This window comes from Candidatus Saccharibacteria bacterium oral taxon 488 (genome assembly GCA_013099015.1).
Taxonomy (GTDB): domain Bacteria; phylum Patescibacteriota; class Saccharimonadia; order Saccharimonadales; family Saccharimonadaceae; genus Nanosynbacter.
In genome coordinates, this window is the sequence record CP039998.1 from 20,040 (window position 1) to 32,548 (window position 12,509).

Here is a 12,509-nt window from a genome sequence, read left to right on the forward strand (position 1 = left end):
CCAGTGGTCAGTTATAGAGTAGTTTTAATCCACCTCAGAGTAGATAAGTTAAACTCTGAATAGTATCATTGTAACACATTCTGTAAATTTAGCAACACCCTAACGGCAATAAAGTAAATAAAAACAGCCCTTGCTCTACAAAGATGGGCTGCTCGGGTAGTAACATTCTCATTTCTCATTCTGGCGCGCCCGACCGGATTCGAACCGGCGATCTCCTCCGTGACAGGGAGGCGTGATAGGCCAACTTCACTACGGGCGCATAACTTTCCGTATGATAGCAAACTTTTATGGCTTTTTCAAGAAATCGTTTGCATTTTTCCTGCCACTATTTTACAATTTAGGGTAAGAGATTGTTATGACAAAAAGAAATATTCTCATTACTACTGCCCTCCTCGTAGCTATTACCTGCGGCGTTATGTCATTTGGCGGTGTTGCATTTGCCGAGAGTAAATGTGGCGATGCACCGACCTCGATTATCAACTGCGGCGGGGCGACTGGCGATGCTGCTATTCTCGGTATCATCAAAATGGTTATCCAGATCATGACTGCTGGTATCGGCATCTTGGCAGTCGGTACGGTGATATATGGCGGTATTCTCTACTCTGCGTCTGGCGGCAGCCCAGACAATATCAAAAAGGCCAAAGAGCTTTGGGTCAACACTGCCGTCGGCCTCATCATATTCGCGTTTTTTGTGGCTATCACTAACTTCCTGATCCCGGGAGGGGTGTTCTGATGAAACATATTGTCATTGCGCTTGGACTAATGGTTGCAGGGTCGCTGATGCTGTCGGTGGTTCAGGCAACCCCGGCCAGCGCAGCTTGTGGTGGCAATATCTTGACACTCAAGCCGTGGTACGATGGGCTGACCAAGTCGGATTGTAACCTTAAAGCAATTGTCGACAATAACGATAAGCGCGCCCAAAACGACCCGGGTAATTACGCCACGCTCAACGGCTTTATCTGGCGGGCGATATTGAATGTTGTCGAGGATCTGTTGCAGCTGGCGGGCTTTGTGACGGTCGGCTTTGTGATATACGGCGGCTTTCTATATCTGACCAGTAGCGGTGATGCGAATCAGATGGCTAATGGTATGAAGACGGTGATTAATGCGGCGATCGGCCTAGTGATTGCTATTGCCTCGGTGGCGCTGGTGAATGTCGTGGCTGACGGATTGGGGTTGCCACGGTCATGATGCGATTTGTAGCCGGTGTATTGGGGTCGCCAGATTCGCTGGGCATTCCGACGAACAGTGCTTCGGCGGATGCACTGGGTAACATTCTCAATACGGTGTATTTCTTTGCCGGGGCGATCGCGATTTTGATGTTGGTGCTGGCCGGTATCAATTACGCCAATTCGGGCGGCGACACTAACAAACTTACCAAGGCGAAAAATACCATCCTCGGTACCGTTATCGGCATTATTATCATTCTCTCCGCATTTCTCATTACTAACTTTGTCATTAGTGGCATGAAAGGATCGGCAATATGAAAAAACTCGTAGTCAGTATCGGTGTGATAGCGGCGCTCGTTGCCCCACTAGTGGTGGCATCAAGCGTATCCGCCCAGAGCGTCGACATTTACGGCGCCTGCTCGGGCTCTAGCGGTGAAGTCTGTAAAAACCGTGGCGCGACGGTGCAGCCGCTGTTTAAGAATCTCATCAATGCTATCTTGCTCATCCTCGGCGCCATTTCTGTCATCATGATCATCATCGGTGGCTTTCAGTATGTGACCTCGGCCGGCGACTCTAATAAGGTTAAAACTGCCAAGTCGACCATCATGTACGCGGTGATTGGTGTCGCCGTAGCGCTTCTATCGTATGCCATTGTTGATTTTGTGTTTGGCAAAATATAAGAAAAAAGGAGAAATGTATGAAACGATATAGAAAAACCCTCGTAGCCGCCGTCTTGTCATTAGCGGTTGCTGCCGTGGCTGTCGTCATGCCGATCGCCCTGCCATCCGCGTCGGCCCAATTTAAGAGCGGTTTGGATGCAGCTCGAACACAGGAGATGAGTACGAAGCCTATCGGTACCACTATTGGCGAGGTGGTTAATATCTTTCTTTATTTCGTCGGTGCGGTGGCGGTTATCGTTGTGATCTGGGGCGGTTTTCAGTACATTACCTCGTCAGGCGATAGCCAGAAAGCGACCACTGCTAAAAACACCATCATGTACGCGGTGATCGGTATCGTTGTGGTGGTCATGTCGTACGCTATCGTTAACTGGGTCTTTGGCTTGTTTAAGTAGCTAAATGATGATAGAATAACAGCTGAAATGACATTAACCCTAAACAAGGAAGCAATAAATGAACAAACTTAAAGTTATCATCGCTGGTGTGCTCGCTGTGACGGTGCTGGCATTTGCGACAGTGCCGGTGGCGAACGCACAATATAACCTTAGAAATGGCGCAGATGCCGCCAAGGGCGACGGTGCCGCTAACGGTGTTGATAGGCCAAATGATCTTGTTAAGAATGTTGTCAATGGCATCCTCTACTTTGTTGGTATTCTGTCGGTGATTATGTTGATCTGGGGCGGCATCCTTTACACGACTTCATCTGGTGACTCGAGTAAGGTGACTACCGCCAAAAATACCATCATGTACGCGGTGATTGGTCTGGTGGTGGCGATCTTTGCTTATGCTATCGTTAACTTCGTACTGGTTACTTCCACTGGCGTTGGCTCGTAGGGATCACGTTAGGTCTTTATAAACCCCCGGCGCTTCCGGGGGTTTAGTTTTTATTGCGGTTTTAACAATTAAACACTGGTTCGTCTTTTGAATTAGAGAACCTGGATTTTCTTGGCACGTTCTTGTTTAATTTTCTCGAAAGTGATGGTGAGCACGCCGTCTTTGAGTTCGGCCTTGACGCCCTCTTCGTTGACCGCGACGGGTAGCGCCAGGGTGCGGCTAAACTCGCCCCAGTAGCATTCTTGGATGTGCCAGTTCTTGACGTCGGTCTCGTCGCCGCTTGATAGGGTACCGCTGATCGTGAGGATGCCGTCGGAGATGCTGACATCTAGGTCGTTACGATCAACGCCGGCGGTCCGGGCCTTGATAATAAGTTCGGTTTCTGATTCAAACACATCGACCGCCAGCTGCCCCATCAAATCATCGGCCTCATCCTCCCAGTCATCCTCAGGAGTGGGCGCTGCGGTAGCCGGTGTTGCTGCGGGTGCGGCTGGTTGCGGCGCGTCATTAGCCAGATCATCATTCAAGAAAGCTGCGGTTAGCTCATCTTCGATTAACAAATCGTCGTTTTTGCGTGCCATGTTTCCTCCGCCTTTATAGGCTGATTGACAATATCATCTATTAGTATAACGGTTATGTGCGCTATAATCAAGAGTGAAAGGCGAAAAAGCGAAAAATGCCTATTGATACGCTATTATCATATATCGCGCCGCATTATTGTTATGGTTGTGGTGCGACTGGCTCGCTTTTGTGTCGGTCGTGTCTTGAGGCGGTAAAGCGGCATCATTGTCGAGTCTGCGTTATTTGTGGGCAGCCGTGCGCTAGTGGCAATATGTGTCGGCGACACACCCTGCCCTATAAGGCGCTCGACTGTGTCTTGTGGCGACGAGGCGTGGTGGCGCGGCTGATTGATGATTATAAGTTTCATCGTGTGCGTGCTATTAGTAGTGTATTAGCTAGGCTTCTAGACGAATTGCTCCCAGAATACGATGCATCAACGGTGGTTGTGCCGGTGCCGACAGCTCCTACCAACATTCGTAAGCGCGGCTATGATCATATGTTGCTGGTCGCCCGGCAGTTTGCTCGGCGGCGAGGCCTGAGGGTCGAACGGCCACTAGTCAGACAGACAAATGTAACGCAGCATTATGCTCGCTCGGCGGCTGAGCGTCGAAAGCAGGCGCAGTGGTTTTTCCGCGCGAGTGATGTCAGGGCGGATACTCCCTATCTGATTTTGGATGATATTTTCACTACTGGCTCAACGATCAAGGCGGCAGCCCAAATGCTACGAGCGGCTGGTGCGCGGGATATTCGTGTGGGGGTTATCGCTCGCCAGGGGAACGATAAAAAGACTACTACAAAGACGCGACCAGACCCTAGTCGTGATGATACGAACTACCTCGAGCGATCTCCTGGGCACGGTACAGCTGCTCGGCGAGAATGAGCCGTACCAACTGGTGCGGAAACACCAGGCGCGATAGTGACCAAACGATGTCGGCTCGCCGGTAAAGCGTCTCGGTGACGCCATAGGCCCCGCCAATGATAATGACAATGTGTTGATCAGTATGATCGAGGATGAGCCGCGATAGCTCTGGTGAGTTCAGGTTGCGACCGCGCTCGTCGAGGAGAATAACGAAGTTGTACGGTTTGAGGCGAGACATTAGGCGCTCTGACTCGTCCTGGCGTGCTCTGTCGCCGATTTGGCCGGAATGTGGGATGATGATCATTTCTGTGGCGAATGGCGCTCTGAGGCGCTCTAAGAAGCGCCTAATGCCCGGCTCTACCCAGGGATCGTGCCGCTTGCCGACGGTAAGAATGGTGATTTTCACGTGTGGGCCTTCGGCGGAGCGTTATTATTGTGCAAGATAGCTTCGGCAGTCGCTTTGGCGATTTGGCGGTGAATATAAGCGGTCGGATGACCTACATCGTCACCCTCGGCCACCACACCAAGGCCGAATGTGGCGCAAGCATCGACATCTCTTGGCGGCTCGACCAGAGTGATGCGTGGCTCGTGCATGTTGGCTACGACGTTGCGGATGGCTTGATTAACTGTCTCAATAAAACTAGAGACAAAATGATCGGTGTCGTTATTGATAATCGTTGGACAGATGTTGCGTGGCTGGATGGGCGTGGTATAAAGGTTGATGTATAGCTGGGCGTTGGGGGCATGTTCAAGGATAGAGCGGTAGGCTTGCTCGAGCGACTGACGATATTCGTCTGAGTACAGTCGGCGAAAGACATCGATATACATCTCGCTGTGTGTACCACACCGTTCGTGCAAACAGGCATCGAACACTACGTTGAGGTCAACCATATTGGCGCCAAGTGTCAGGGTGACGATATCGGTTTCGGGGCCAAGGGCGTTGAGTTGCGGCGGTTGGTCGTCAAACTGCTGGTTAGAGATATGCTCTGGCCCGGCGCCGCGACAGGCCACGAGGGTAATGTTACCCGGGGGAATGCCAGACGCTTCGAGTTGCCGCGCATAAGCTTCTGGTGAGCGCCGGCACTCTGTTGTTGTGTCGTCGTAATTTCCTAGCCCTGCCCCGCTGGCGACTGAATCACCCATGCCGACGACGTAGGTGTGCTTCGCCTGCTCGGGCGAGATGCTCGGGCGGCTGGATGCCGATAGCGCTAATGAAACGAGGGCCGCTATTATAGCGACCCCCCGTTTGGCTAATGTTTCTAATCTTTCTCCCATGATATCGTGTCTGGCGGAAGGGGAGGGATTCGAACCCTCGGTACGTGTTAGCGCACGCCGGTTTTCAAGACCGGTACCTTCAACCACTCGGTCACCCTTCCAATTAATCGTAGCGACTGGATTCTGGCGGAGAGAGAGGGATTCGAACCCTCGATGGGTTGCCCCATACCGCTTTTCGAGAGCGGCCAGTTCAACCACTCCTGCATCTCTCCATAAAGCTAATGTGGTACACCCGGCACGATTCGAACGTACGACCTTTGGCTCCGCAAGCCAACGCTCTATCCAGCTGAGCTACGGGTGCATACAGCCTTTCGGAAATCCGATTGGCTATAACAAAAATATAAAGAACTTTCAATGCCAGCGGCAATGAACTTTTGTATTCTAGCACACCTGTTAACTCGGGGCAAGCTATAGCCTGATGATCCGAATGAGCTTCTCCAGCGCATCTGGCGCGATTTCTTGCATCGGTAGCCGCGCCCCCAGCATGTCGACGATGGTCTCGCCCTCGGCCTCAGAAAAATAGATGGTCAGTGCTGGCGAGAACCGCTTGACGGGCAGTAAAATTGCCGAGTGCTGATCGCCGTCTTGACCCAGCCCAAAGGCCCGAAACTCACTAAAATCATACAGACGGTCGGCGACGTAAACGCCCTTGGGGCTGATGGCGTAATTGACCATCACCGATGGCTTGGATCGAAGTAGTACGAGCGCCACCGCCATAATCGGCAACAAAATCGCGAACGTCCAGCTACGAAAGACAAAGATCGCCAGCGCCATCAGGGCAAGCACCACGAAACTAACAGCGACATACCAGCCGGTCGTGCGGTGAGCCTGTACGCCCTCGGGGGCCTGCCAGGCGATGGGCTGCGATAAGTCAGTCATCGGCTGGGCCGCGTCTTGCTGGGTGTTTTCAGTGTCGGTTGCGTGTGGCTGCTCTTCCATATGTCTAGTATACCACGAGCGGTATGATCTGCTATACGTCGGTAGAATTACCGCCAAGACCAATTACGGTATTGAGGACAAATTGAATGATGGCGTAAGCAAATAGGGCGACAAGCAGACCAATGACCGCATAGAGAATGGTGTTCTTTGCCGAGGTGACCGCGTCTTTGTTACCACTAGAAACAACGTAGCGAAAACCACCAAAAATCAGCATTACCACAGCGAGGATACCGATGAAATAGAGCATGATGTTGATAATTTTTTTCACCAACGAGCTGTCACCGTTAGTTAAGTTGGTTGGCACGCCGTCGCCACGCGCGTCATTGATGCCACGAGTGACGCCGCCCTCGCCGAGCGCGAACGCTGGAGTGCTCAAAACTACCGTGCCGACACCGATGGTCAACATGATACTAACGATACTTGCGAAAAACCTCTTCATGCGCGTTATTATCCTCTTTCTTGGGTTTATTGTCAAGTTTTGTGGCCCGCCTGCCAGCCACAGGGCTAGTCAGGCCACTACTTCTATGATACACTATTTTTAGCTCATGGAGGAGTACCCAAGTGGCTGAAGGGGACGGTTTGCTAAATCGTTAGTACGGGGAGACCTGTAGCGGGAGTTCGAATCTCCCCTCCTCCGCCAGAGTTATGCCGCTCTCGTCTCGGTTTATCCGGGACGTATTTTATTGTTTTGTTAGTACGCGGAGTGGGTATCGGATAGAATTTTGGGCCGACGGCACCATCTAAATCAGGAAATATTATTGACAAATTAAAAACCTTATGCTATTATCCTAACATTGCTATGGCCAGATCCATAGAAATAAACATAAAAATAATATGAAATATTTATCACACATTCTCACTACTGCCACCATGGCACTCGGCCTATCGACCAGCCTCGGCGTGTTTTTGCATGACACGAATGTTGACAAAGCGGTTATTTCTGCGTGGCGGGTTATGAAAGATGCGTATCAGGTCGATGACGACCACCACGCTAAGCCCCATTCCTCACCGCATACTCACTCTGACCATCATGATTTTTCGGGGGCGCTAAAAGACGGGCAAACCCACCCGCGGACGACACCGCGTAGCGCTGATCGTAAGCATATACACACCAAACTCGTCAGCCGCGGTGGTGATGGTGATATTGACGGGCATCGACTGATGGTCGATCCGATTAGCGTGAGCTGATGACTTCGAGCTCACTGATAAAGCGCTGGATGAGCTTTTCCTGCTCAGCTAGCTGTTGGCGAGTTTCCTCAACGAGATAGGCTGGCGCCTTTTCAACGTAAGTTGGATTATCCAGCCGTGCTTGAAGGTTTGACAGGGTTCGTCGCGCTTCGTTTAGCCGTACTTCCAGATCGGTCTGGTGCTGATAGAGCGTCTTCTCGTCAATATCCAGCCATGCTTCCCTGTTTGCTGCCGCTAACCTAAGGCCCCGTGGCTGGTCGGTGTGCGCAATTGACTCCAGACGTATGAGGTGTTTGATGGTGTCTTGATTATCAGCGATGAGGCTGTCATTGCCGTATAACAAGCGGTATTTTTTATTACCCGGCAACTCAGCGATTACCCAGCGACCTTCGGCGACCAGCGTCTTCAGCTGTTCAAACTGCTCAGCAGCGATAGGGTCGAACTTCTCTGGGGTTGGCCAGTGGTCGCGCATCAAAATGCCATCGGTGTAATTAAGCGTCTGCCAAATTGTCTCGGTGACGAATGGCGCGAATGGATGAGCGATTTTCAAGCTGGTTGCCAGCGCCCATGACAGTAATGGGCGGTTGATAGCGGTTTTTGACGATTCGATGTACCAATCAGCTAAGTCGTCCCAGATGGCGTGATAGACCGTGTCTGCGGCTTCAGAAAAGCGGTACTGCTCCAGGCGGACGGCGACGTTATTGGCGGCGTCATTCAGCTGGCGGATAATCCAGTGGTCGGCCGGCGTCTGCGGCTCTAGGCCAACGATTTGGTGTTCATCGCCGATTTGTGCCTCGACGAAACGAGCGATATTCCACAGCTTATTACAGAAGTTGCGAGCAGCGATGACCGCGCCCTTGTTGAAGGCTTGATGTTGGGCCGGCGCGCGGCCAGCGATGATGCCCATGCGGGTGGCGTCCGAGCCAAATTCTGAGACTAGCTCCATTGGGTTGATGACATTGCCTTTGGATTTGGACATTTTTTGATTATGTTCGTCGTTAACCATACCGTGCAAATAGACGTCCTTGAACGGTAGTTTGCCGGTGCGGTACAGGCTGAGCATAATCATGCGCGCTACCCACGCCCGCATAATGTCCATGCCAGTTTCCATCAGGCTGGTTGGGAAATACTTGGCTAGTTCCCCGCCGTTTAGGTAATCGGTAACGATGTACGGCCACTGTCCAGATGAGAACCAAGTATCAAAGGTATCCTCTTCTCTGATATATGTTGTACCATTTACAACTATCTTTCGTTCGTCGGTACGAATGTTAAATATCCAATCGCGCGGATCGCTTTCATTAACAAATGCTGGAATCGGGATGCCCCACGGGATTTGCCGAGAGATATTCCAATCTTTCAGTTGCTTGAGATAAGCGATAAGCTCTTTGCGCTTGGCGGCTGGATAAAAGGTAACCTCTTCCCTCTCTAAGGCTTCGATGGCTGGCTGAGCCAACGGCTGCATTTTAATAAACCACTGCTCCTTAACCATCGGCTCGATGACGCTGCCGCACTTGTAACAATGTCCGACGGCATGTTCAATGTCTGTTTCGCCGCGGCGCAGCTCCAAAGATTCCAGAGCTGCTAATACACGAGTGCGGGCTTCTGCTGGCGTCAGGCCTAAGAATTGCGGCGGTACGTTGACCATCGTACCCTCTTGGCTGATGATTTGTTTGAGCGGCAAGTTGTGGCGCTGGGCCATCTCGAAGTCGTTCGGGTCGTGCGCCGGTGTAATTTTCACCGCGCCAGTACCGTAATTCATATCGACGTACTCGTCGGCGATAATCGGGATTTCCTCGTCGGTGATTGGCAATAAAATTCGTGTGCCGATGAGATGTTTGTAACGTTCATCGTCCGGATGGACGGCTACTGCTACGTCGCCTAGCATGGTCTCCGGCCGCGTGGTGGCGACTACGATTTCGCTGATTTTATCCAGCGTCGGGTAAGCGATTTGCCACAACTTCCCTTTTTCATTTTTATGCTCAACCTCGATGTCGGCGAAGCTGGTTTGGTGTTTGGTGCAATAATTAACGATCCGCTCGCCGCGGTAAACGAGCCCGTCATCCCACATTTTTTTGAATGTCTCATACACCGTAGCGATGACTTTATCGTCCAGCGTAAAGGTCAAATGCTGCCAAGAAGCGCTGACGCCCAGAGCGCGCAGCTGCAACTCCATGTTGCCGCGTTTTTCTTCCACAAATGTCCAAACCTGATCGTACAGTTGTTCACGTGAAAAGTCAAAGCGGCTTTTTCCCTGTTTGGCTAGCTCTTTTTCATAAACTACCCATGTCTCAAAGCCAGCATGATCTGCCCCAGGAATAAATACCGCATCATCGCCCTTCATGCGGTGATAGCGAATCATAATATCCTTCAAATTCATGTCTAGGGCATGGCCAATGTGCAAGTTGCCATTGGCGTTGGGCGGCGGCATGACGACAGAGTACGGTTTGCCGACACCGGTCGGCTCTAATGCGCCGCTGGTTTCCCACATGGCGTAAATGTTTGGTTCGTAATCGTTTGGTGTATATTGTTTGGCTAGCTGCATGAATGATCCCTACTTTTCACGTGAAAAGTGAGCATTGTCGCCATCAAGATTTTTCACGTGAAAACCTGGCGGGCAATATGTGCAAACTATCTCTCCACGCATTTATATTACCAAGCCAATTATACCACAGAAAAAGGGGCGGCAAAACCGTAGATGATGCCTGGCTAGGGGCGTTTTAACGCAGCGTTTGGTAGGCGCGGTACAGCCAGTAGCGGCTGCGCTGTAATGGCAAATCCCAAGCGCCGGCAAAGGTGACGTCGTGTCCGCCAAATGAGCGTTTGAACTTGGTGAAGCCAGCCCATGGATGGTTTTTGTCGGCACCGTCGGGGGCGATACCGTAGAGGTCGGCTTTGGCTAATCCGCGCCGCTGAGCGTCAATGATTGCCTCGGCCAGCAGGGCAGTGCCAGCGTTGAGCCTGCGGTGAGCTGGGTCTGACGAGGCGCCAGCGTGGGCGTAATATAGCGTGTCGCTGCTGTGGTAAAACAGAGCAGCGGCGATGGGCTGATCGTCAAGCGTGGCGTAGTACAGCGTGGCTGCACCGAGCGGGAAGAGGGTAGCGGCTTGCTGACGGAAATAACTATCAGGGTGCGGCGTGATGCCGCGCTGCTGGGCGACGTGGTGGACGAATTTCAGTAAGATATCAATGTCGTGCGGGTCGGTCGAGCGGTGGACGGCGACGCCTTTTTTATGATAATTGCGGTACACATTACGAACTGGCTGCGCCATATTGGCAATCAGCTGGTCTTGCGGTTGTGTTAGGTCAATGACGTGTGAATGTTCCGGCTGGAGCTTTTGGTAGGTAACCTTTTTCCAGCCGTGAGATTTGAGATGCGTGGTAAAGTTAGGGTTGGTTGGCTCAACGCGCAGGAAAGTGACATGATGCTTTTTGCCAAGCTGAGCTAGGGAATCAAGAGCTGCTGCCAGTGAATGTTCGTCAGCAGCAGTTGGGCCGTACGGACAATACAAGCGGGAATTGCCAGTGCTGCGCTCCAAAATAGCCAAATATTCCCAGCCCGGGCCGCTATCGCGAAAGGTGGTGCGCCCGAGCGATTCTTGAAAGGCTTGCCAGGCGGTTGATTGTAAAAAATGTTGATTCATGTTGTAATCCTCACAACGTTAGATTGCTGTCATTGATAAACTTGGTTGGACTTCTAGGTCGTACGGGTCGGCAGGCTGGTCGATTTGAGCGCGGAAATAGCCGAGTGTGGCGATCATGGCGGCGTTGTCGGTGCAGAGCTGGATCGGTGCGTACTCGATATCGATTGGTAAGACCCCACGCAATTGGCGGCGTAATTCTTGATTGGCGGCGACGCCACCGGCGATGACGACGGAGGCAGGCTGGAAATTGTCGTAAGCTTTTTTAGTCTTATCGACCAGGGTTTTAACGGCGGTGTACTGGAAACTGGCTGCCATATTATGCCTTAGACTGTCGTTTACTAGCTCTGGAAGCTCGTGCGACGGAAAGGTGAAGTCTTTGCCCACCTCGCGCTGAACGGTCCTCAGAACGGCTGTCTTGAGGCCAGAGAAGGAGAAATCGTACTCGCCGGCGAGCTTGGCGATGGGCAGGTGAAAAGCGTGGGGATCACCGAGCTCGGCTGCTTTGGCAATAGCAGGGCCGCCAGGGTAGGGCAGGCCAATGATTTTGGCAACCTTATCAAACGCCTCGCCGACGGCGTCGTCTTGGGTTTGGCCGATGAGCTGGTAGTCGCCGTGATTCTGGAAAAGGACGAGCTGCGAATGCCCGCCAGAGACGATGAGGGCGAGGAGGGGGAAAGCGGGTTGATGGTGCGGCAGGATAAGGTTAAGGCAAGCTGGCGACCTCTCATCGGTGCCGATGGTTTTGCGGACGGCGCTGCCGGATGCATTCGGCGCAGAGGAGACGGTTGCCAGTTGCCGGCTAGGGATAGGGGCGTCTGTCTCGGAGTACTCTTTACGGGTGGCTTCGCCAGCCCGTGGCGTTCGGCTGACGGGGCTTGACGCGCCCGTCACAGCCTCCTCAAAGACGACTGCTGAGGTTGGCTCGACAGTTTTTGACTTGTCAATAATGTGATGAGATCCTTGTTTCGTAATAAAATTAGCATACACATGCGCCTCGACATGATGTATTTTGTAGAGCGGCTTATTGTGAATGATGGCGAGGGTGCGGGCGGCGAGGGTGCCGATGAGCAGCGAGCCGATCAGGCCGGGTGCGTAGGTGACAGCGATAGCGTCGATATCGTCCCAGGTGCAATCGGCATCAGACAGGGCTTTTTTGATGACCGGGTTAATAACCTCTAGGTGGCTGCGGGCGGCAATCTCCGGGATAACGCCGCCGTATTCGGCATGGATGTCGATTTGGGAATTGACCACATTAGAAAGCAAGCGTTCGCCGTCTTCAACGACCGCCGCCGCTGTTTCATCGCAGCTGGACTCGATTCCCAAAATCCTCATTTGCTTTTATTATAGCAAATATAAGTGGTAAAAT

16 protein-coding genes and 5 tRNA genes are annotated in these 12,509 nt (G+C 52.1%); 9 read left to right on the top strand and 12 right to left on the bottom strand.

Going from position 1 to position 12,509, the window contains the following annotated elements; all coding sequences use genetic code 11:
- Positions 1-181 precede the first annotated feature (181 nt).
- Positions 182-259: transfer RNA gene (locus tag FBF29_00065), tRNA-Asp, on the bottom strand.
- Between the two features lie 96 nt (positions 260-355).
- On the opposite strand from FBF29_00065, the gene FBF29_00070 reads away from it, so the two are divergent.
- From FBF29_00070 to FBF29_00095, 6 genes are read left to right on the top strand one after another with little or no spacing between them, the layout of a single operon-like run.
- On the top strand, positions 356-733 hold the full coding sequence (locus tag FBF29_00070; GenBank protein ID QJU07115.1) for a hypothetical protein: 378 nt from the start codon (positions 356-358) through the stop codon (positions 731-733).
- Positions 733-1,191, top strand: coding sequence for a hypothetical protein (locus FBF29_00075; GenBank protein ID QJU07116.1), 459 nt, complete (start codon positions 733-735; stop codon positions 1,189-1,191). The genes FBF29_00070 and FBF29_00075 overlap by 1 nt, the downstream gene beginning before the upstream one ends.
- Positions 1,188-1,487: a hypothetical protein gene (locus FBF29_00080; GenBank protein QJU07117.1), complete on the top strand. Its 300-nt coding sequence runs from the start codon at positions 1,188-1,190 to the stop codon at positions 1,485-1,487. The genes FBF29_00075 and FBF29_00080 overlap by 4 nt, the downstream gene beginning before the upstream one ends.
- Positions 1,484-1,849 carry a hypothetical protein gene (locus tag FBF29_00085; GenBank protein ID QJU07118.1) on the top strand — a complete coding sequence of 122 codons (366 nt, stop codon included), beginning with the start codon at positions 1,484-1,486 and terminating at the stop codon, positions 1,847-1,849. The genes FBF29_00080 and FBF29_00085 overlap by 4 nt, the downstream gene beginning before the upstream one ends.
- A gap of 17 nt (positions 1,850-1,866) precedes the next feature.
- Positions 1,867-2,241 carry a hypothetical protein gene (locus FBF29_00090; protein ID QJU07119.1) on the top strand — a complete coding sequence of 125 codons (375 nt, stop codon included), beginning with the start codon at positions 1,867-1,869 and terminating at the stop codon, positions 2,239-2,241.
- A 58-nt stretch (positions 2,242-2,299) separates the two neighbouring features.
- Entirely contained in the window at positions 2,300-2,680 is a 381-nt protein-coding gene (locus FBF29_00095) for a hypothetical protein (protein QJU07120.1), read from the top strand.
- Positions 2,681-2,772: 92 nt separating this feature from the next.
- Here the strand turns inward: FBF29_00095 and FBF29_00100 are convergent, their stop codons facing one another.
- Positions 2,773-3,261, bottom strand: coding sequence for an Hsp20/alpha crystallin family protein (locus FBF29_00100; GenBank protein ID QJU07121.1), 489 nt, complete (start codon positions 3,259-3,261; stop codon positions 2,773-2,775).
- A 95-nt stretch (positions 3,262-3,356) separates the two neighbouring features.
- Between FBF29_00100 and FBF29_00105 the strand changes: the two genes are divergently transcribed.
- Positions 3,357-4,121, top strand: a complete 765-nt coding sequence (locus tag FBF29_00105; protein ID QJU07122.1) for a ComF family protein — start codon at positions 3,357-3,359, stop codon at positions 4,119-4,121.
- Here FBF29_00105 and FBF29_00110 read toward each other — a convergent pair.
- The 7 genes from FBF29_00110 to FBF29_00140 form a co-directional block, all read right to left on the bottom strand.
- Positions 4,054-4,506, bottom strand: coding sequence for a 23S rRNA (pseudouridine(1915)-N(3))-methyltransferase RlmH (locus FBF29_00110; protein QJU07123.1), 453 nt, complete (start codon positions 4,504-4,506; stop codon positions 4,054-4,056). The genes FBF29_00105 and FBF29_00110 overlap by 68 nt on opposite strands.
- Positions 4,503-5,375 carry a hypothetical protein gene (locus FBF29_00115; GenBank protein QJU07124.1) on the bottom strand — a complete coding sequence of 291 codons (873 nt, stop codon included), beginning with the start codon at positions 5,373-5,375 and terminating at the stop codon, positions 4,503-4,505. Before FBF29_00115 ends, FBF29_00110 begins: the two co-directional genes overlap by 4 nt.
- Positions 5,376-5,386: 11 nt before the next feature.
- A tRNA-Ser gene (locus tag FBF29_00120) sits at positions 5,387-5,476 on the bottom strand.
- Positions 5,477-5,499: 23 nt separating this feature from the next.
- A tRNA-Ser gene (locus FBF29_00125) sits at positions 5,500-5,587 on the bottom strand.
- A 12-nt stretch (positions 5,588-5,599) separates the two neighbouring features.
- Positions 5,600-5,676 (bottom strand) — tRNA-Arg (locus FBF29_00130).
- Between the two features lie 107 nt (positions 5,677-5,783).
- Entirely contained in the window at positions 5,784-6,314 is a 531-nt protein-coding gene (locus tag FBF29_00135; GenBank protein ID QJU07125.1) for a hypothetical protein, read from the bottom strand.
- Positions 6,315-6,345: 31 nt separating this feature from the next.
- Positions 6,346-6,753, bottom strand: coding sequence for a hypothetical protein (locus FBF29_00140; GenBank protein ID QJU07126.1), 408 nt, complete (start codon positions 6,751-6,753; stop codon positions 6,346-6,348).
- A gap of 108 nt (positions 6,754-6,861) precedes the next feature.
- Here FBF29_00140 and FBF29_00145 point away from each other — a divergent pair.
- Together FBF29_00145 and FBF29_00150 are read left to right on the top strand one after the other, a co-directional pair.
- Positions 6,862-6,954 (top strand) — tRNA-Ser (locus FBF29_00145).
- Between the two features lie 194 nt (positions 6,955-7,148).
- Entirely contained in the window at positions 7,149-7,502 is a 354-nt protein-coding gene (locus FBF29_00150; GenBank protein ID QJU07127.1) for a hypothetical protein, read from the top strand.
- Here FBF29_00150 and FBF29_00155 read toward each other — a convergent pair.
- The 3 genes from FBF29_00155 to FBF29_00165 all read right to left on the bottom strand — a co-directional run bounded on the left by FBF29_00155 (position 7,489) and on the right by FBF29_00165 (position 12,475).
- A complete protein-coding gene (locus FBF29_00155; protein QJU07128.1) occupies positions 7,489-10,044 on the bottom strand; it encodes a valine--tRNA ligase in 2,556 nt (851 codons plus the stop codon). The two genes, FBF29_00150 and FBF29_00155, sit on opposite strands and share 14 nt — an antisense overlap.
- 175 nt (positions 10,045-10,219) lie before the next feature.
- On the bottom strand, positions 10,220-11,143 hold the full coding sequence (locus FBF29_00160) for a peptidoglycan bridge formation glycyltransferase FemA/FemB family protein (GenBank protein QJU07129.1): 924 nt from the start codon (positions 11,141-11,143) through the stop codon (positions 10,220-10,222).
- Between the two features lie 18 nt (positions 11,144-11,161).
- The gene (locus FBF29_00165) at positions 11,162-12,475 is read right to left on the bottom strand and encodes a tRNA (adenosine(37)-N6)-threonylcarbamoyltransferase complex transferase subunit TsaD (protein QJU07130.1); all 1,314 of its coding nucleotides are present in this window, start codon (positions 12,473-12,475) and stop codon (positions 11,162-11,164) included.
- Between the last annotated feature and the right edge of the window lie 34 nt (positions 12,476-12,509).